Source organism: Mucilaginibacter polytrichastri, assembly GCF_001911425.1.
Classification (GTDB): Bacteria; Bacteroidota; Bacteroidia; order Sphingobacteriales; family Sphingobacteriaceae; genus Mucilaginibacter; species Mucilaginibacter polytrichastri.
This window is the reverse complement of sequence record NZ_MPPL01000002.1, coordinates 25,072-45,232: the sequence shown is the minus strand read 5'-3', so window position 1 is coordinate 45,232 and position 20,161 is coordinate 25,072. Positions and strand designations below refer to the sequence as shown.

Here is a 20,161-nt window from a genome sequence, read left to right as displayed (position 1 = left end):
TGCAGGCTGATATGACCGGCCCGAGTGTAGTATGGGAGTAGAAACACTTTTAAATGGAGTTGCTGAACATATAACCATAAACTGTTGGAGAAATGCTAATTAATCAATTACATATTGAACTATTATAAACTAAAATAAATCATTTAATCCAAAGCTTATGCTATTTAAACGCGTTGCGCACATCATTATATTTATTCTAATGGCAACTACTGTTTTTGCCCAGTCCGGCAATTCAGAAAAGGATAAGTCTACCACCACCAAAACGATCAGTCCGGATCTGTTCGGGGTATTTTTTGAAGACTTGAGTTACGCTGCCGATGGCGGTTTATATGCAGAGTTGGTGCAAAACAGATCATTTGAATACAGCGCGAGCGACAAAAAAGATTGGAATTCGCTAACCGCCTGGGAGTATATTACACAAGGATATAGCTACGGCACCCTATCGATAGAATCGGCGCATCCTGTTCATCCTAATAACCCTCATTATCTGCTTCTAAATATCGAAGATTCAGGACAGGAAGGTTTAGGTATCAGCAATTCTGGTTATGATGGTATCACCGTAAAAGCGGGCGAGCAATATAATTTTTCGGTGTATCTCCAGCAGTTATCCCCAAACCCCATCCCGGTAACCGTACAACTGCGTGATAAGAAAGGAACTGTTTATGGCGCGGCTACTTTTATTACTGAATCCGGCGGATGGAAAAAGTACAACAACGTGTTAACCGTAAATCAAACTGCCGATTCTTTAAAGCTGTTTGTTTTAGCAAAAAAGCCCGGAAAACTGGCAATTGACGAAGTTTCGCTATTCCCGCAAAATACTTTTAAAGGCGAAGCCAACGGCCTGCGTGCAGATCTGGCACAAGCCATTGCTGACCTGCAACCTAAGTTCATGCGATTTCCGGGTGGTTGCCTGGTACATGGCGACGGGCTTGGCAATATGTACCGCTGGAAAAACACAATTGGCCCGGTTGAACAGCGCATACAGCAACGAAACATCTGGAACTACCATCAAAGCATTGGCTTGGGTTTTTATGAATACTTTAGATTTTGCGAAGATATTGGCGCTAAGCCCCTGCCCGTTGTGGCGGCAGGCGTGAGTTGCCAAAATTCAGGCGGCACCTGGCGCATAGGCGGCATCGGGCAAAAAGGGCTTCCTTTAACCGACATGCAGGGTTATATACAAGATGTATTGGACTTAATAGAGTACGCTAACGGCCCGGTTAACAGTAAATGGGGGGCACAACGCGCAGCCGCCGGCCATCCAAAGCCTTTTAATCTGCAATATGTTGGGATTGGAAATGAGGACAAACAAACCGATGATTTCAGGCTCCGTTTTAAAATGATCTATGATGTGGTGAAAGCTAAACACCCCGAAATTACGGTGGTAGGCACAGTTGGCCCTTCACCTTCAGGCGATGATTATGATCAGGGCTGGAAGTTTGCTAACTTGCTCAATATCCCCATTGTAGATGAACATTTTTACGAAAGGCCAGAATGGTTTTTATCTAACAATGCACGTTATGATACCTACAACCGTAAAAAATCTGAAGTATATATTGGTGAATACGCATCGCAAGGTAACGATTTGATCAATGCGCTAACCGAAGCAGCATTTATGACCTCCATCGAGCGCAATGGCGACGTGGTACGTATGGCATCATATGCGCCGCTACTGGCCAATAGCAAGCATACTTCGTGGAACCCTAACCTGATCTATTTTAATAACAGTAAATGGGTACCAACTGTAAACTATTACGTTCAACAACTATTCTCGGTAAACCAGGGCGATAGCTATATTCGGAACGTAGTTACATTTAACGGTATCACAGATTCTACCCTTGCGGCATCCTGCGTTAAAGACAGTAGAACAGGCGATATTATTATCAAAATTGTGAACGCCGGCACTACTGCCACCTCCTCTAAAATCGATTTAAAAGCGTTAAACATCCAAAGTAAAAAAGCCAAGCTAAATATCCTTAAAGGTAATCCGAACGATAAAAACACATTAAATGAACCGCTTAAACTTGTTCCGATAGTATCAGATTTTGACACAAAAACGTTAAACAACTATACAGTGCCTGCTTATTCCCTGAGCGTGATAAGGATAAAAGGGCGTTAGTGAGGTAAAAGATAACGGCTAAGTTGCCCATATCTTAACGAGGTATGGGGTTAATGACTTCACATTGCATAAACTTATTGCAATATTCTCGGTCGTTTGCACAACTTGGTGGTTCAAAGCGTCCAGAATACCCTGGTCAACTCTCCCAGAATATCCAGTCAAAGCTGATTTCCTTAGCATCTGGCTTTCATTGGGCATACACGAAAAACAGGAAGTGGCAAAACTAAATGACCAGCTTTACAGGTTTATTAATACCGCAAATTTCACGGACCAGTCGCTGGAGCAAAGGGTCATCAAGCCTTTTGAATCTTTTGGTAAAACCATCTCGCTCAACCATGAGGTTACCCAGGAACAACTAAGCGGCTATGACGCCAGCTTAAGCGCAAAAGTCTTCCGGTTCCATTATACCGATAAAAAGGAGCATAAGGCGGTCATTTCGTGTTGGAGCAAGCCGGATTGCGTTCATATCACGATCAAAAACGAAGGCTGGAAGAAAGCTTTTTGAATACTGTAACAGATACGCTGAGTAAGTGTATTTACGTATAAATACATTTAAAGGATCGCCAGTTCTGTAAATTAGCCATGCCGAAATTTCAATTCCCCCCGCTAAAGGATGAAAAACTGTTTGAAGAGTTACCTGCGACCTGTTTGATGCTATCGACAGCAAGGTTACGCAATAGCCCGGCGACTACCAGATCTTCGGGGTCAGGGGACAAAACCAGCGCGGGATCGATATTTATTCGAGTAGAGGGACTACGGCCATTCAGTGCAAATTAAAAGACATCCGTAAAAAAGACGACCAGATCCGCCAGCAGCTAAAAGTTGACATCTTAACTGATGTAGGAAAAGCGAGGAAACTCAATTTGGGGATATCCCGGTTTGTCGTAATTTCCACATTTCGCGATGATACGTTATTACAGGAATTTGTCCACCAGTTAAAGGCCGGGCTACAGCTTCCCTTTGAGGGATATTACTGGGGATGGGATACGCTGACTGGCCATGCGGAACAATTAAGCAGTATCATGAATAAGTATTTTCCTCACTGCTGCTTGCTGTCTGCAGTGAGATTTCCTTGCCGCGCGATCTTAGATAGTGGTAAAGAATACCACCGGTTTATCCAACTTCATCGAAATCCCATCACACTCTTTGTAATATTGCATTTAACATCTGTTGCTGACCTTCGCTTGAAGTAATATTCAATTAGAAGAATGTGCCGCCGTTAAATATTACTTGCGAAATTTTGTAATTAATGCTTATAACTAAGGAATGCACCGGGAATGCACGTTAAAAAAGCCCCAATCCATCAGCATAATGTTAGGACTTTAAGCTGCGACTTGTAAAATTCAAATTGGTTTTGATCGAAAGCGAATTGGGTTGCAAATAGTTGAGAGCAGAGCTTTTCTGTATGAATCGGATGGAAGTTTTCGGCAAATCGTTAACTATACTTTATCGCAAGCTGCCAAAGCGACCATTTTACCATTTCATTCGTCACAATCAATGTGATTTAGATAAATTCGTTTAAATTGAATGAAGTGTCTATCGAAAAACTATATCAATATTTTGATAATTATTTTCCTCTAAATGCAGAAGAGGCAAAAGAGCTGGGATCGCTTTTTGCAGAACGAACAATTAAACGGCATCAATATATTTTACAACAGGACGATATATGCCGTCATTTTACTTTCGTGATTTCAGGCTGCTTAAAAATGTATGCAATTGATAAGATTGGTAAACACACAATATTCAATTTACTGCAAAAAATGATTGGATTACAGATTTAAGTAGCTTTTACGCAGAGCAGCCCAGTAAATTATATATTGAAGAAATAGAGTCAGCCGTTATATTGCAGGTTAAACATGACGATCTACTAAAGTTATATGTAAAATATTACACGATCGACCACAACTTTCGAGTAATTATAGAGCAAAAGTATATCGAACTGGAAAATAGAGCTACAAAATATTAGTTCTTCAGCCTAAGAACGATATTTGTTGTTTCTGGATCAATACCGGGACCTTTCCAGAAAACTTCCAAATACGCAAATCGCCTCCTATTTAGGTATCACGCCCGAGTTCCTGAACTTGGTCAGAAAGGGGCTTTCCCGTAAAAATTCTCAAAGTAATTTAAGATTATTTCTTAAGATACCTTATTGGTAGTATTTAAAAGAACAGTCGATATTTGTTTTAAATTAAATTTATGTCAACAGCAAACAATAAACGATTGATGAAACGCTTTGTGGAATTCATCAATACATCCAGCGAGGTTTTAAGTAAAGAACTTATAGCAACAGAAGCGAAATTTTTTGTACCGGGGCAAAAAGAGCCGCTAGAAGGACCAACTGGATATCTGAATATAATTAACATGATGCGTTCCGGTTTTTCTGACATTCAATGGGAACTCGAAGATATGGTAGCGGAAGATAATCAGATAGCTGCACGTTTTACCATGCGTGGCACACACGATGGCTTGTTCTTTAATGTGCCGGCTACATTTAGAACCATTGAAGTAAAAGCTGTAAATTTCTACAAATTTTATAATGATCAAATCATTGAAGAATTTGGCCAGCCTGACTTGCTAAACTTGTTACAACAGATAGGGGCATTACCATCAATGAATTAAAGCAGAGACCTGGACCATCATTATTCAATGATTTGATTTTATAATTTCCAGATAGGTGATATTTATTTTAATCTATGTTATAAGCGTGTCTTTGGCAAGTTTATTTTCGAGAATAAATAATAATTTGCTGAAGAAAACACTTATCAATTTAGGACTTCATTAAGCTAAAAATGAATAAACAAGGCGGAGTTGCCCGAAGAACTGGCTTAAGTGCTTACAGACTGATCCAACTATCGATTAACCCGAAATCACAATTCCGGCTTGATAAGCTATACCTTATTGCACTTGCTATCGAATCAGATCCGGCGGATCTCCTGCTTGCCATCATGCGGTAAGATTTCCTTACCGCATGATAGCCAATAGTTAAAATCACTTACGGTAAGAGAATTATAGATATTACTGATCTACGGCTGCTAGATAAGCCCAATCGACTATTTGCGCGATTGCCTTTGTTATGTCTGCCCGGCCTGGCTCCGTACTGATATCTATGTCTGTAAATTTACCACCATTATTTATGGTGTGTAGAATTGTATAATATATTCCTCCAACGATCAGGGCACCAATTGCCCGGAAATTAACATTTGAATTTTTAAAATGAAGATCAGTTAATTCAAGCAGTCCTTGACCCATCATTTCCCTCGCATTATGAGTCCTTTTCATTGTCTCACTTTTTGAGGTCAACTCCCAAAGAATTAAACGCTGCATGTCTTTTTGTGCGAAAAAATAAAGGAACTGATTTTGAAGTAAAGAAGTGATTAATTCTTTGCTGCCCGGAAATTCATTAGATTTTAATAGTTCGTTCATGTCCTCTAAAAAAATCAGCCAATAATCAGTCTTTTCCACATATCGCTCAATCAATTTATTTAAGCCGCCAAAATACCGGTTAATCAATTTTCGGTCTACTTCAGCTCTCCGGGCAATTTTGCTTCCGTTAAGCGAATTAAAGCCTTCCAATTTAATAGTTTCTCCTAAAGCCCAAATTAACTTCTCTTTGGTCAATTCTTTATTTTTAATCTGTTTTGAGTTAGCGTTTCCCTTCATGTTTGAAAATCATTTAAGTTAAATTTCACCATCTTATTTAGGCCTTTCATTTAAGGTTTTCCGTTGCACAATGATTATCCATGATAGTATCATTAGCATAAAATAGAATGCCAGGTTTTGCCACAAGCTTCCAATGCTTAGGTTTTGTTCGATGAAGTGTAGGGTATCGGCTGTCATAATGTTCAGGTTTATAACCAAATACTGTCAGGGCAATTCTCAGGATAAAAGCAATAAAACCCGATAATTTATCAAGTGTACCGAGTTAATTTTAAAGATCATCTTTCAACGTGAGAAATTCTCTAAGATAAATTGCTTAACAGAAGATTAAAAGGCAACTGTATCTTCAATCTAAATTAACTAATAGTTTAAAGAGAATCAGGGATTTATATCAGTTGTATCGCTGATATAAATCAGGTTCAGATTACTAGCAGAGACAATAAATATAAGCTGATGGCAGGGAAAATTAACCCAGTGACTACCGGGAAGAATGAATTTCTTGTCTGTGAAATTGCACTAAACTTTATAGTTATTATTGTCGAAAAGCGATGACGCTAAGGTTCGTACACTTCCTGGATGAGCTCCGCGATTTTAATGCCATTAAAATCCTTGGCTATAAATCGATCGGCACCGGCTGCTATCATTTTATTACTAACTGAAGGGTCAAGCGAACCCGAGTTGGCAATAATTTTGATTTGCGGCCAATGCTTTTTAAGCATTCTCGCAGTTTCGAAGCCGTCCATCTGCGGCATCTCTACATCTAAAATTACAATATCCGGCAACAAGTTGGCCTGCTCCATTAAGCCGATACTTTCGGCTCCGCTTGCAGCCTCAAAGAGAATTTTAACATTATTTTTTTCAAGCAGATGAGCAATCACTTTCCGGTATAGCGGATCATCATCAATAATGGCAATAGCTGGAATTTTAGGAGTAGGGTTCATCGTAACAGGGAGTTGAATTAAAAAACGGTTAATTACCAAAGATTTTTGATTGTACTATTCCCGTCTGTTAGGCTGCTTTAAAACAGTGTGTTTTACACTTATCATCCACAGCAAAAGAAAACAGGTCGAGTAAATCGCCAAATTCTGCCAAGCATATCCGACGCTTAAGTATGGTTTAATAAGATTCAGCACATCGACACTAATATGGATCAAGGGTACATAGCCTTTAAAAGGTATAAGCAGATCTGGCCATGTATCCCGAAATGAATAGTTGACTAAGATTTGGACCATGAACAATTGAATTAGCTTCATGAGCATGATTTTATTCGATCTAAACAGATCATCATTTGATAATTCTATCTGGTGCGATTCATTCGTAATTCAATACTGTCGATTTACGATATCATCTCTATTGTTCATCTTAACCTGCTACTTGTCCCAAAATGACTTGAGTCTCAAATTTAAATATCTTGAAAGAACCACTTCAGGCTTTCATTCAAAAATGGAAAAGTAGTTACAGCAGCAATGAACACGTATATGATAAAGCTTACCGCCAGCTTGTTACCGTCAACGACATATTGAAAATCATTCTTTATGTCTCCTTATCAAAAGACATCCGCTTCTGAGGATGTCTTTGTAATTAACTAAACTATTAACTGAAAAAGAACGATTGAAGACTTTATAATATTCCGTCACAGCCCCTGCCAAACTTGCAAGATATGTCTCAGAAAGTTTTTTTGCTTTGTTGATAGGTCTTTGCCACTGCCTTTCCCTTATTTTTCATCCACCGTTTCCCGGCTGCCGTTCTTTATTATTGTCCAGGTGTTTTTTGCAGCCGGGGAGGAGATCAATAGGGGTAAATTCTATTCCCGAAATAGCAAAGGCCTAAAGCCTCCCTGTTCAGGATGTGTAAGTTACTTTACAGGAATGCTGAATTCAATATTATCAGGAGGTAAGCACTTTTCATCGTTACAGGTCATATATTCCAGCTTACCACTGATAGTAGCCTGCTTGGCTTTCAATTTTATCTTTTGCTGAAAAACGACGCTATTTTCAAAAAAGCTGACATCCATTCCAAAAGCTTTTTCCATCCGGGTGACCGGCTTCGGTTCGATCGTTTTACCCACCAGAGTGAAAGTTTTGGACGGGTTGAAATTGATAGTAGTTTTTACCGGGCCGCCTTCTTTAACAAACTGCGAGTAAACATGCCAGCCGGCATCAATCGTTGCCTTAAGGAATACCACGGCCTCGCTTGGACCGGTTTTCTTGGCGGCATAGCTCCACTTTACCGGTTGTAATATTTGTGAGTTCCCTTGCAGGGCAAAAAGGACCAGTACGATTACCATACTTACAATTCTTTTCATTTTATCTTTTTTAATATTGAATAATAGGTTCATTAAACGCGAGATCGACAGGTAGCCGGTAAAATCCGTGTTAGCGACCAAGCAAATACTTTAAGTTTGACCCTGCTATTACCTCTATATCACGACGCTTACGGGTAATTGGATTCTTTTACCAACGATCGGATGTCTAGTACGATAATATTTCGGCCTTCTATCTCTATGATCTTTTGTGTTTTAAAGTCACGAAGTAAACGGATAACGTTCTCCTCAGCCAGACCTGACATTGCCCCAAGATCTGAACGCGAAACGCTGATAACAATTTCTCCGTCCTCTTGCAGCCCCTCCTTGAATTTTTCCCGTAAAATGATCAGCGCAATGGCCAGACGCTCGGAAGCGGAGTGCTGCATCAGCGTAGAAAGCATATTGGCATATACCGTAAATTCATGGCTAAGGGACTTAAGGAGATAGCGTGAAAAAGAGGGTGAATTATAAAGCGTTCCTGTAAAATCTTCCTTTGGAATATAGGCTATTTTGCAAGGTTCCATTGCAGCAGCGGAGTCCGGGTAGCGTTCTTCAGAGAGAATTGCATGATATCCGACCAACTCCCCCTGACCGGCAACATAAATGATTTGCGCTTTAGCCTGGCCACTAACCCTGTATTTTTTCACCTTACCACTTATGATCAGGTAAACGCCCGAGGGTACTGTATTTTCCCGGAATATGACCTCTCCCTTCATATAGGAAATATTTGTCTGCCTCGCGAGCAAAGCATCCCTGTCATTTTGTGACAGCGACTGTAAAACAAAACGCGTTGTAAATGTCCATCGGTCAATTGGAAACAATCCGCTTAGACTCATAATTCAGGTCTTTTATATAGAAATATATGTATAATAACGCAGGTGATTAATCCCTCCAAGATTACTTGGTTTCAGCCTTATAAATTTCTTTTAATTTAGTACTGAGGTCTTCGCCGCGCAGGTACTTGGCAATTATACGCCCTTGCGGATCGATCAAAAAATTCATAGGTATAGCTTTTACGTCATATAAAACAGCGGCAGCATTTGTCCAGGCTTTTAAATCTGATACCTGGGTCCATGTTAAACCGTCATCTTTAATCGCTTTCAGCCATTTTTCCTTATCTGCAGGCTTGTCTAAGGAAACACCCAGTATCCGGAACCCTTTGTCTTTGTAAGCAGCATAGGATTTAACAAGGTTGGGGTTTTCACGCCGGCAAGGCGCGCACCATGATGCCCAAAAATCAACCAATACATAATGCCCCCTGAAATCTGATAATTTTACAGGCTTCCCATCAACATCATTCTGCGTAAAATCCGGTGCAGGTTCTCCTTCCTGTGTTTTCTTAATATCAATTATCCTTTTTAAGGACGCTTGCGCAAGTTCAGTGTTCCTGACATCGGGACTTAATTTGTCGAATATTTTTTCAGTACCCGCCGCATCAAAACCATCCTTCATCGTTGAATTTAGTGCAACAATAGCCAGGTATGAGTTCGGATGAGCAAGTGCATAATCTTGTTTTGCTTTCACCGTCTCATTATCAATATCCTTAGCCCTTTTTTCCAGCGATTGTACATATTCCCTGTTAGATTGTTCTGTCGGATTTTTGCTTTCATACTCCTTATTCAAAGCTGCATACTTATCATAAATTGGTTTCAGGTAAGCCGTGAGCCTGGCGTTTTCGTCATTTAATGGCGAGCCTGTGATCTTTGCGTTTTTAATGGAATCAGTAGCTATGATGTTTATCTCTTTATTTTCGATAAAAAAGGAAAACAAATCCCATACCGGCCTCACGGTAGGGTTTAAAGGCACATCATCATGCTTCACCCTGATACCGGCTTCTTTTACACTATTTACTTTTCCTTTGAACTCGAAGCTACCGTTAACAATATAAGTTGAGTCTACTATTCTGTTATCACCAATTTTGTAAGACAAGTAGGCTTTAGCCGGTTTATTAAGGTTGCCGATTTTACCATGAATAACATATCCCTGCTGCGCCGCACATAACAGGGGTGCAAATAAAGCTGCACATATAATGGTTGTAATTTTTTTCATTTAGTTTTATTGTTTTTTATACTACTTGGTTATCTGAACTGTACTAGCAAGTACTTTGCCTTGCAGGTATGCGTTATATAGCTGTGCGTTATCTAATATTTTTTGCGCTTCTTTTATGCTATTATTTTCGGAATTAATAATTCTCAAATAGTTTTCTTTACCCATGTAAACCTGATTGGCTATCTGCGCTTTTATTTCCAGAGCCAATAAATTTATCAGGCGCTCTTTATACGCTTTCGAAGGTTTAAGCCCTTTTTGTTCAACAGCTTTGACAATGCCATTAATTATATTTTTAGGTACTTTATAATTAGCGGCAAATGATTCGATATCGGGATAAGCTTTTTTAATTTCCTCCCGTTGTGTATCCGCAATTTTCCAGGATGCATCGCTTATGTAGCCAGCTGATGCTACTGATTTAAGCCACGATGCCTCTTGCAACGTATCTAATGGGACAAACTTATCAGGCGTAATGCCTCCGCCTGCATATATAGTACGCTTATTAACCAAAGTTTTAAACTTTAGAGAGTCTGGCTTATGCTGATCTGTTTCCCTGAACAATTCGCCGCTGCCATATCTGTTGCTGATATCTGCCTGATAGTTTACTCCTTTGTAAGGTTTTTGTACCGATCTGCCGGCAGGCGTGTATAAACGGCCTGATGTAAGTTCGAGCACAGAGCTATCTGGCAAGGCAATAGGTTGCTGCGTAAGGCCTTTTCCAAAACTACGACGGCCCACTATTACTCCCCTGTCCCAGTCTTGTAATGCGCCTGAAAGAATTTCACTGGCTGAAGCAGTGTTCTGATCAATCAGCACCGCCAATTTTCCTTCCCAGGAAGTACCCGATTGTGAAGCGTAATAGTAATCTTTCCCTTTATCCTGTGTCATGATATAATAAACCAACTGGTCGCGTTTAAGAAACTCGTCCGCAACTCCTAATGCTGCCTGTACATATCCGCCGCCATTACCTTGCAAATCCAGGATCAACTGCTGCATGCCCTCTTTCTTTAATTTTTTTAATGAATTCTCAATTTCATTACGTGTACTTTGGCTAAATATGCGGATAGCTATGTAACCCGTTTTTTTATCATCAAGCATGTAAGCTGCAGTAACAGAATGATCTACCACAGGGCCACGCGCAATACTAAATTCCATGTTCTTTTTTGCACCCGGCCGGTATATCTCTAACTTAACAACCGTCTTATTTTCTCCCCTTATGGCATTCAGAATGTTCATATAGGTTTTTTTAGTGCCTGCCACATTCTCTTCATTTACTTTCAGCAAACGGTCTCCTGTAATTAAACCAGCTCTTTCAGCCGGCCCGTCTGGCAAAATCTGGGTAAGATAAACGGTATCATTCTGCATCATGTATTCAATGCCGATACCCACGAAACTGCCGCGCATGGCACTTGCCATGGCTTTTGCCTCTGCCTTACTGAAATATTTGGAATGCGGGTCAAGTTCAGTGAACATTCCCTTAATCGCTGCATCTGCCAGTGTTTGGTCGCTCAAGGAGTCTACATAATTCTTTTTTATCACGTTAATGGCTGCCTTTAGTTTATCCTGTGCCGTTACTTGTGCATTGGCTATTAGGGGCACTGACCATACAAGCGCTATAATTATCTTTTTTAACATGTTATTTTTCTGCTTTTAACATTTCAACTGCATATGATATTTCATCTTCTAATTCGCTTGGACTGCCACCGTAACCTTCGGTTGTGTAGCGCATTATCCCATCCTTTAAAATCACTTTACGAGGTATTCCCGAAGAATTAAACATTTTGGCGAAGGTGGAGAATACCTCATCTTCTTCTCCTGTTTTCTTATTTATACCATCATGCAATACTTTAAAACGCCAGCCTTCACGCTTCATGAAGTCCTTTACTTTTTGCTTGTAATCACCAAACTGCATAGTGCCTACGAAATAGAAGTCTACTTTGGGGTCTTTCGCATATTTATCAACTAACATTTGCATACCCGGGAAAGCCGCAATACATGGGCGGCACCAGGTAGCCCAAAAATCAATCACCACAATTTTATCGCCCCAGTCTGTTGAACGAACGATGTTACCATTGCTGTCTTCCATTGCAAAAGGCATAATATCCTTGTTAAGCATGTGGGCTTTAACTGTGGCTTGCAGTTGAGACATTTTATCTGCCGATTTTAGTGAAGCCAGATAATTATCATAACCCTCAGTATTTCCGTGCTGCTCATACACTTCTTTTAACCGGTTAAACATTGCCGGTGTAACCGCATTAGCCCTAACGCTATTCTCTAACAATGGCTGTATAAGTTGCTTTTGGTCTGTTTTGGCTAACATGTCTACATGAATGGCATTCAGGTCGGCGTTTGCAAATTTGTCTTGTGGACGAAGCATTTCAAAATACGCCAGCGATCCCTTATAATCACCTGCTAGGTAATGGATGTTTATCTGATCTTCTGTACGGTTTTTTAGCTGTTCATAAGCATTATCCTGCGCCTGTACCTTCGAATCGAAGTCGGTAGAATATGACCCGTCGTTAATTTTTGTAAGTAAATCTTTATACAGACTGTCTGCAAGTGGCTGTAGTTTTTTAAACTCCACTGTTTTGTGCATGTAAGCACGACCAACATTCCAACGGTAAATCTCGTCCTCTGTCTTAAAATCCCAATCCGGGCGTAATCGGATTAAAGCATCAAAATTGCCAGAATCAAAATAAGCAATAGCCAAATTGCGGTAAGCTCCGTAATAAATGTAGTCCTGATTATCTGGGTGCTTGCGCCACTCTGCGATTGGGAATTTTTTTAAAAATGCTTCGCCGTTGGCAATAATCTGTTCATTAGATTTTGCATCTTTTATGATACCCTGGAAGGCTTCTAACCTTGCGAATTTCCCGTTCGGATATTTCGCTAATATGTCAGTTCTTAACTTTGCTGCACCCGCTTCATCTTTAAGATCAAATTGTTTTACACGCTGAATTTCTACCAGGTCATCTTCGGTCAAATCCTTGTCTTCAAGAAGCATATTTAATATTGCAGGAGCATCGGATTTAAACTGAAGCCCTTTAATCGCACGTTGCAATGCCAGGTAATAATGTACAAACCTGGAAGGTTTGCTGTCTTTTTGTTTCAGCTCTTCATTAAGCAATAGCGCAAGCGAATCGGCAGAAAGTTTTGCCGAGTTGCCTGCAAAATAACCGGGAATGCCACCACTGTAGCCGGGTAATTTAAACACGGCCTCGGCAAGCGCAGCGCCCGGCAGTCTTTTACCTTTTGAACTTGTTATGCGAACAACGAACCCCTTTTCGCTATTGTTATCAGAAGAATCAGGTGCGCGTAAGTTGCCCTGATAGAATTTTACAGCAGCAAATGATGCCCCCGGAAGCAAATTAAAGGTAGCCTTGAGATTACTATCCTGCGCTTCCATAAAAGCTGTATCAGTATACCATTTATAATCGCTGAACTGGTAGAAGGCAGCTTTAACCTGCTTTGCCTTATCAAGCGGGCTTAGCCTGGCATTGTACAGCAATTCTAAGGGTTTACCCGGTATAGGCTTTTGAGGCACTACCGACGTACGGTTTGAGATTACCTGCGCCTTAGCGCAGGTAAACAGAAGCATCAGTGATGCTAATATATATTTAAACATAGTTATCTATCAGTTTATTTATCTAGGATTTTGCTGAATCTCGGGGTTAAGCAAAATATACTTTTGTCCTATAGGGTATACATAGCGGTTACTGCTGGGCTCAAGGGTATATGTATTGCCCTTGAACACCCTTGTTTTTGTTACTGCAAAGCTGGCATCATAATTTAACCGCCTTTGATCAAACCAGCGGAACCCTCGACCGGCAAACTCCCTTTCACGTTCGTCAACAACAACTTTCAGCGCAACATTAGCATCTGCTGCAGTAATGTCAGCATAGTTCGTAGCGAGAAAACGCTTTTTGCGCAGCGTGTTAACAATGGTAATTGCCCCTGCCACGTCGCCCTGACGTGCCAGGCATTCGGCTTTGGTGAGCATTACTTCTGGCACCGACAGTCCCGTTTGTATTACAGACTCGCCGTTTAATCTATACCTCCAATTTGCACGACCATTAAATGATGGAAAAAAAGCTGAACCGTCCCTGGTAAACAAAGTATAGCGCAAATCGTTAGTACCCAGAATGTTTAAAGCGTTAGCACTGATAGGTATACCTGTAAAACTTCCGTTTACAATTTTTGACAAGATGATTTCCGGATCGCTAAGCCTTTTGGGTATTGTGCCCGGTGTAGCACTATAATTTTTTAAGTCAAGTAATGTATTTTGTATTTTAAGGGTACTGTCTGCATATAATCCAGCATTATTGAAATCGCGTAGGTTTAAATAAGTTTTTGCCAATAGGGCATAACTTGCTGCCTTTGATGGCCTGATGTTATAATCAGGTACAGCAGGCAGTGCTGCTACGGAATGTTTCAGGTCATCTAAGATCTGACTGTAAACCGTACTAACAGGGGCTCTTTTTAAATTAGCAAAAAGATCGGGAGTCAACAAAAGAGGCACACCCAAATCGGTGGCGGCGGTAGTTGCATTATACTGTTTGGCATAGAGGTTAATTAAGGTCAGATAGCAATTGGCCCGGTGTACCAACGCTTCCGCATAAAGCTGCTTTTTCATGGCATCAGACCCACCTTCAGATGTCAATACTCCATCTAAAACTGCATTACAATTGTAAATAATGTTGTAAAGCTTCTCCCAATCAACGTCACCAGCGGTTTCCGGCACATAGATATCGCTCCAAGTGTAAACGCTAGCCGATATGCTTGTTATACTATTTTGCTGATTCGGATCAGTATATTCTGTATCATCGCCTGACAATATGGGGAAACTATAACTACCCTCAAATATCTGGGCATTATCCAGCAGGTAACGATAGTCGGTTTTATATTTGGGTGTGCGTATACCCGGCTGGGTAATTTCAACATATTTACGGCAACTGGTTGCGGTAACCAACAGCACTAAAATCGCATATATATATATTTTCATAATTTTTTAGAATGAGGCATTTAAACGAAGTAGATAACTTGTTGCGGGCGGCAGGTTTGAATAGTTGGATGTATTGGTATACAATGGATCTAAGTGATCTTTATTCGCCCGCCAGATAATACCCAGGTTTTGCACATTGGCACCTATTGATAAAGCCTTAATTGAATTTTTAGGCAATAGCCTTGCCGGAACATTGTAGGAAAGGCTTACTTGCTGTAACCTGATATGGTCTCCCTTTTCTAACAATGCATCCGAAAACTGATAACGGTAAATACTGCTAAAGCTCGAGTTTGCTATACCTGGTACGTTCGTTTTTGCCTCATCACCCGGCTGACGCCAACGGTTAGCCAAATCTGCAACTTTACCAAGAGATCCGTAAAAAGTTGAATTACCACTTGTTGGATAGTTATTAGTAGTTACAGATTGGCGCAAAAATACGCTGCCGAAATAGTACGACATTTGTACCGTTGAAGTAAATGGCCCCATGGTAAAGGTGTTGAAAAAGCCACCAGTGTAAGGCGGATTAGTAACACCAGCATATTTCAAATCCTCACGTGTAAAATTTGCAGTTGAAGCAGTACTTGAAACGATCTTACCATTTCTGTCATATATTTGCGATTCACCCTGGTTATCCAAACCAGCCCAACGATAAACGAATAAGGTTGCAATCGGAAGCCCGTTTACATAAGTTGAACCTGTTATCAGATTAGCGGTTTGGTTATCAAAACGCTCATCGGTCACTCGATTAGTAGTATAACTAAAGTTAAACGTTGAACTCCAGTGAAACTGTTTTAACTTGACGATTTCACCTGTTATCCCTAAATCTATCCCGTGCCCTTTTAACTTAGCCGTGTTATAGTATAACCCCGCCCATCCGTAAGTTGGGTTAAAAGGTAAGTACCTGATAATTCCATCGGTTTCTTTGGTATAATAATCGAAACTGCCTATTAATCGACTTTTAAAAAGGCTAAAATCTGTACCTAAGTTTAATTGTTTGGTAGTTGACCAACGTAAGGCACTGTTTGCGGGTGTGGTAATTGAAGCAGTTGTTAAACCGGTGCGACTATCTGAGGTGCTGTTTACAGCAAGCAAAGTAATATTAGAACCTGCAGTTGGTATAGTACCCGAAGTTCCATAAGAGGCGCGTAAAGCAAAATTAGATAACCAGCTAACGTTATTTAAGAAGTCTTCCCGCGTGGCATTCCACCTTAGGCCAGTAGACCAAAAAGGCCTTGCCCTTACACTGGGCGCCACTCCAACAAGGGTAGCATCATCAAAACGAAAACTTCCGGTTGCAAAATATTTGTCTTTGAAACTATAACCCGCATTACCGTAATAAGAAAGATATCTTCTTCTTGTCTCGGTTATACCCGACAGGTTATTACCCAAAGTTTGAGAATAACCATAAAGTGTCATGTATGGGTCGCCAGGGTTAAATACGCCTATGCTGTTTGCGTCCTGATTGAACCCGTATCTTGTAGAAAATCCATCTTTACTTCCTGTTTCCCGGACTTCCGTACCTAACAACGCAGTCACCTGGTGATCCTGTTTAAAGGTATGATCAAAGTTTAGTTGGCCCCTGAGTCCTGTATCGTAGGCATTCATATTATCCTCGTAATATGTTCCGCCATAAGGCAGTCCATAAATAAGTTTACCATTATTTGCAACGGAGGTTGCGGTATTTAACTGGATACGGTTGCTGTAACTGTTCAGTTCATTGATACCAATAGTACCTGCAATTTGCTTCTGGCTCATTATCGATACATCAGCATTTAGCCATTTGGTAATTTTACCGGTCAGGCCGGCATTTATCCTGAAAGTATTAGTCTTTAACTGAGTGTTAGAGTAATTTAATTCATCAATGGGATTGTAACTGAACGGCAAATATCCTGTTCTAACCAAACTATCTGCAATAGATTGCCTGAAAAGGTAAGTACGTTGTATATGATTATTATTTGCATCTACCAAATTGTCGTATGGCCTTAAAGAAGTGGTTGTACTTGACAGCGCATCAACGGCAGCTCCATTGTATTGGGAGTTATCATACTGATAGTTTAAACCGCTATGAAAAATCAAGCGTTTATTGAACAAGCCGGACGAAAGATTAGAATTTAAGTAAAATGTTTCTCCATAGTTGCTTTTATAAAAAGGCTGATTCCTTGTATAATTTCCGGACACATTGTAGGTTGTGTTTTCAGCCCCACCGGAAACAGAAATATTGGTTTGATGTGTAACGCTGTTTTGCAACAGGTATTTGTTGATTTGATCAAGTGAATTATGGGTACTTAGTTCAGCGAGGGCAGCATCTCTTTGTGCCGGCGTAGCAGTACCTCTTTTAACGCGAAACATCCACTCTGTAGCGTCACTGTTATTTGCCGTATAAAGTGCGTTATAGCTGGGTGCCAGCGCGGGATCGGTTATTAGGCCGCTGTTAACAAGCTCTTTCTCCAGGTCAATATACTGACTGCTATTCATCCACGACAGATTTTTAAGGTTAGGCCTTTGCGAAATGCCTAACGTATAATTAACATTAATGACAGGCATTCCCTTTTTACCTTTACGCGTTTCAATAACGATTACACCATTTGCACCGCGTGACCCCCATATCGAAGTTGCAGAAGCATCTTTTAATACGGTGATCTGTTCAATATCATCTGGATTAAATCTGTTAATTATGGCGTTGCCTGAAACGCTGCCAAGTGGTGTAGTTAGGCGCGGCTGGTCGTTACCGCTAATAAGCGGAAAACCGTCGACTACAATAAGCGGGGAGCCAACCGTAGTATAATCATTGACTCCCCTTACCTGAATAGTATTACCTTTAAGGTCAACATTTACGCCCGGCAGTTTACCAGCCAGTCGCTCAAGCAAGTTTGGGCTTGGTGTTGTTTGAAGTTCATCGTGACCAATAGAGGCATAAGCACCTGCCGCACGTTCTTTAGAAATTTTACTATAACCATCATATAACACGATCACTTCGTTCAAGCGGCTCATTGTAGATTTCATCGTGATCTTGAAGGGGCTTTTGTCCCGGATATTGACGTACACTTCCTGCGTTTCATAACCTACATAAGACACCAAGAGCACCACGCCAGCTTCAGATACATCAGGAACTACAAACTCGCCTTTTGAATCAGCCACATAGGCAATCCTACTAAACTTAACGTATGCAGATGCGCCGGGAAGCGTGCTACCCAGGCTATCTGTTACGACACACCTGATATTAACACTCGCAGGGATCACATCTTTGATTTTGTCAAAAAGTGTTTTTTCCCGGATGACAATTTTCTTTTTATCAACCTCAAAATAAAGCTGTCTGCCAGAAAGCACAGCGGTTAAAGCCTCCTGAACTGTGGCATCTTTTATATCAATGTTTACTGATTTTGATTTATTTAGGACTTCGAGATCATAAACAATATCAAAACCACTCTGACGATGAATTTCTTGCAATACACTTTCGAGTGAAGCATTTTGCTTCTTCAGCGTTACGTGCTGGGCCAGGGTTGCCGCACTAACCTGAAGAAAGCCAACCAATAGAAACAGGGTCGTCCATCGCATAATACGCAGGGTTTTTTGGAGCTGTCGTTTAGGCACGACAAATTCATTAGTATAAATTTTATACATTTGTTCGTTTTGTTATTGCAAAGCGCTATTGTTTGGAAGCTCCAGCGTTTTTGCAGGTTTAACTGTAAGTTTAAAATCGGGTAAAACCTGACAAATCAGAGCCAGAAGTGTTTACAGCACTTTTGGCTTTTTATTTTATCGGTCTTGATTAGTTGTGAGTAATTATTCGGTAACCAAAACCCTCCTTCCTTCAAGTTTAAGATGAACTTTCCCAGTAGATTCCATCAGGTTCAGCACCTCCGACAATTCGTTTTGTCGTGAAATAAATCCGCCCAACATCAGGTGCTGGGGAGCACTCGGGAGATAAACTACATCCACATCGTACCAGCGAGCAATTTTTCTTAAAGCGCTGCTGATATCTTCATGAAAAACAAATTCACCATTTTTCCAGGCGATAGCTGCGTCTGTATTCGCCTGTACTACATTAAAACTACGATCTCCGTTTATTAATTGCTGGCCCGGATGTAACAGGGCTTCCCGTTTTTGATCGCCATCTGTTACCTTCACACTACCTTCAAGAAGCGTCGTTACAGCATCGGGCTCATCTGGGTAACAGTTAACATTAAAGTGTGTACCCAATACCTCTATGTACTGTATTTTACTATTTATATTTACTGCGGAAATAGTTTTAACGGTAAATCTTACCCTTTCGCCTGTTTTAGGATCAGCCAAATGTGCCACTTCAAAATATCCTTCTCCGTTTAATTCTACCTCCCTACTATTTTTAGCAAATGTTTCAGGATATTTTAAGGTCGTTTTTGCGTTGAGCCAAACTTTCGTGCCATCAGGTAGAACAACCATGTACTGCCCTTTAGCCGGCGTTTCTATGGTATTTGTCCCGACGGAAGGACCATCAACACCATTTGATTGATTGTTAGCTTTGTAAAGGATTTGACCATCAGCATTTTTAAATATGCTTACTTCTTTTTGGTGAGCCAATAAACCCGTTTTGGCGCTTGTAAGATTTATCTTTTCGCCATTAGCCAAAAGAAGTACGGCATTGTTGCCACCAGGTGCAACATCGTGCTTCTTATTAGTGCTGTAATTACTGGTTGCAGTTTTATTGGCAAAAATGAAACAGGCCCCAACTATAGCAAACGCCAACAGGCATGCAGCTGCATAATAAAATTTGTGATAAGGTTTAAGTTTTTTAATATTTTGATAAGGTCTCTTTATACTTTGCTGCAATAGCAGGTATTGCGATTCCCTTTGCTGCTGGGCAGCAGTTATACCTAAGCTTATAACATGAATTTTAAGTTTAGTTATTTCCGGCTGAGCATCGGGATGATCATTGATCCAATTTCGCCAGTAAAGGGTATCATTCTCGTTTTTTTCGAGACAATAATTGATGAATGACTCATCTTTAAGTAAGTTTTCCGACTGCGTTTGATCCATTTCTATTGCTTTTCGT

General features: G+C 40.5%; 14 protein-coding genes. 4 read left to right on the top strand and 10 right to left on the bottom strand.

The window, feature by feature from the left end; translation table 11 throughout:
• Positions 1 to 157: 157 nt before the first annotated feature.
• From RG47T_RS25320 to RG47T_RS25300, 4 genes are all read left to right on the top strand, one after another.
• On the top strand, positions 158 to 2,119 hold the full coding sequence (locus RG47T_RS25320; RefSeq protein ID WP_216351146.1) for an alpha-L-arabinofuranosidase family protein: 1,962 nt from the start codon (positions 158 to 160) through the stop codon (positions 2,117 to 2,119).
• A 214-nt stretch (positions 2,120 to 2,333) separates the two neighbouring features.
• Positions 2,334 to 2,624 (top strand): hypothetical protein, encoded by a 291-nt coding sequence (locus tag RG47T_RS25310; protein ID WP_139235779.1) that lies wholly within the window; start codon positions 2,334 to 2,336, stop codon positions 2,622 to 2,624.
• A 1,027-nt stretch (positions 2,625 to 3,651) separates the two neighbouring features.
• On the top strand, positions 3,652 to 3,900 hold the full coding sequence (locus RG47T_RS26930) for a cyclic nucleotide-binding domain-containing protein (RefSeq protein WP_245770880.1): 249 nt from the start codon (positions 3,652 to 3,654) through the stop codon (positions 3,898 to 3,900).
• 415 nt (positions 3,901 to 4,315) lie between these two features.
• On the top strand, positions 4,316 to 4,738 hold the full coding sequence (locus RG47T_RS25300; RefSeq protein WP_074493864.1) for an ester cyclase: 423 nt from the start codon (positions 4,316 to 4,318) through the stop codon (positions 4,736 to 4,738).
• 396 nt (positions 4,739 to 5,134) lie between these two features.
• Here RG47T_RS25300 and RG47T_RS25295 read toward each other — a convergent pair whose 3' ends face one another.
• From RG47T_RS25295 to RG47T_RS25245, 10 genes are all read right to left on the bottom strand, one after another.
• Positions 5,135 to 5,779: a TetR/AcrR family transcriptional regulator gene (locus tag RG47T_RS25295; protein WP_074493862.1), complete on the bottom strand. Its 645-nt coding sequence runs from the start codon at positions 5,777 to 5,779 to the stop codon at positions 5,135 to 5,137.
• Between the two features lie 551 nt (positions 5,780 to 6,330).
• Positions 6,331 to 6,717: a response regulator gene (locus RG47T_RS25290; protein ID WP_074493860.1), complete on the bottom strand. Its 387-nt coding sequence runs from the start codon at positions 6,715 to 6,717 to the stop codon at positions 6,331 to 6,333.
• A 914-nt stretch (positions 6,718 to 7,631) separates the two neighbouring features.
• Complete coding sequence (locus RG47T_RS25280) at positions 7,632 to 8,081, bottom strand: protein-disulfide reductase DsbD domain-containing protein (protein ID WP_074493931.1); 450 nt, start codon at positions 8,079 to 8,081, stop codon at positions 7,632 to 7,634.
• A 128-nt stretch (positions 8,082 to 8,209) separates the two neighbouring features.
• The gene (locus RG47T_RS25275) at positions 8,210 to 8,797 is read right to left on the bottom strand and encodes a Crp/Fnr family transcriptional regulator (protein ID WP_245770879.1); all 588 of its coding nucleotides are present in this window, start codon (positions 8,795 to 8,797) and stop codon (positions 8,210 to 8,212) included.
• Positions 8,798 to 8,978: 181 nt separating this feature from the next.
• Complete coding sequence (locus tag RG47T_RS25270) at positions 8,979 to 10,130, bottom strand: TlpA disulfide reductase family protein (RefSeq protein ID WP_074493854.1); 1,152 nt, start codon at positions 10,128 to 10,130, stop codon at positions 8,979 to 8,981.
• A gap of 21 nt (positions 10,131 to 10,151) precedes the next feature.
• Positions 10,152 to 11,762, bottom strand: a complete 1,611-nt coding sequence (locus tag RG47T_RS25265) for a S41 family peptidase (protein ID WP_074493852.1) — start codon at positions 11,760 to 11,762, stop codon at positions 10,152 to 10,154.
• Position 11,763: 1 nt separating this feature from the next.
• Positions 11,764 to 13,752 (bottom strand): TlpA family protein disulfide reductase, encoded by a 1,989-nt coding sequence (locus RG47T_RS25260; protein WP_074493850.1) that lies wholly within the window; start codon positions 13,750 to 13,752, stop codon positions 11,764 to 11,766.
• A gap of 18 nt (positions 13,753 to 13,770) precedes the next feature.
• A complete protein-coding gene (locus RG47T_RS25255) occupies positions 13,771 to 15,129 on the bottom strand; it encodes a RagB/SusD family nutrient uptake outer membrane protein (protein WP_074493847.1) in 1,359 nt (452 codons plus the stop codon).
• Between the two features lie 6 nt (positions 15,130 to 15,135).
• Positions 15,136 to 18,750, bottom strand: a complete 3,615-nt coding sequence (locus RG47T_RS25250) for a SusC/RagA family TonB-linked outer membrane protein (protein WP_074493845.1) — start codon at positions 18,748 to 18,750, stop codon at positions 15,136 to 15,138.
• A gap of 162 nt (positions 18,751 to 18,912) precedes the next feature.
• Positions 18,913 to 20,145 (bottom strand): FecR family protein, encoded by a 1,233-nt coding sequence (locus tag RG47T_RS25245; protein WP_074493843.1) that lies wholly within the window; start codon positions 20,143 to 20,145, stop codon positions 18,913 to 18,915.
• Positions 20,146 to 20,161 lie beyond the last annotated feature (16 nt).

What these genes read in the sequence shown, in the direction of transcription:
- RG47T_RS25320 (WP_216351146.1), top strand. Translation starts at nt 158, where the DNA reads ATGCTATTTAAACGCGTTGCGCACATCATTATATTTATTCTAATGGCA.
- RG47T_RS25300 (WP_074493864.1), top strand. Translation starts at nt 4,316, where the DNA reads ATGTCAACAGCAAACAATAAACGATTGATGAAACGCTTTGTGGAATTC.
- RG47T_RS25295 (WP_074493862.1), bottom strand. Translation starts at nt 5,779, where the DNA reads ATGAAGGGAAACGCTAACTCAAAACAGATTAAAAATAAAGAATTGACC.
- RG47T_RS25290 (WP_074493860.1), bottom strand. Translation starts at nt 6,717, where the DNA reads ATGAACCCTACTCCTAAAATTCCAGCTATTGCCATTATTGATGATGAT.
- RG47T_RS25280 (WP_074493931.1), bottom strand. Translation starts at nt 8,081, where the DNA reads ATGAAAAGAATTGTAAGTATGGTAATCGTACTGGTCCTTTTTGCCCTG.
- RG47T_RS25275 (WP_245770879.1), bottom strand. Translation starts at nt 8,797, where the DNA reads ATGAAGGGAGAGGTCATATTCCGGGAAAATACAGTACCCTCGGGCGTT.
- RG47T_RS25270 (WP_074493854.1), bottom strand. Translation starts at nt 10,130, where the DNA reads ATGAAAAAAATTACAACCATTATATGTGCAGCTTTATTTGCACCCCTG.
- RG47T_RS25265 (WP_074493852.1), bottom strand. Translation starts at nt 11,762, where the DNA reads ATGTTAAAAAAGATAATTATAGCGCTTGTATGGTCAGTGCCCCTAATA.
- RG47T_RS25260 (WP_074493850.1), bottom strand. Translation starts at nt 13,752, where the DNA reads ATGTTTAAATATATATTAGCATCACTGATGCTTCTGTTTACCTGCGCT.
- RG47T_RS25255 (WP_074493847.1), bottom strand. Translation starts at nt 15,129, where the DNA reads ATGAAAATATATATATATGCGATTTTAGTGCTGTTGGTTACCGCAACC.
- RG47T_RS25250 (WP_074493845.1), bottom strand. Translation starts at nt 18,750, where the DNA reads ATGTATAAAATTTATACTAATGAATTTGTCGTGCCTAAACGACAGCTC.
- RG47T_RS25245 (WP_074493843.1), bottom strand. Translation starts at nt 20,145, where the DNA reads ATGGATCAAACGCAGTCGGAAAACTTACTTAAAGATGAGTCATTCATC.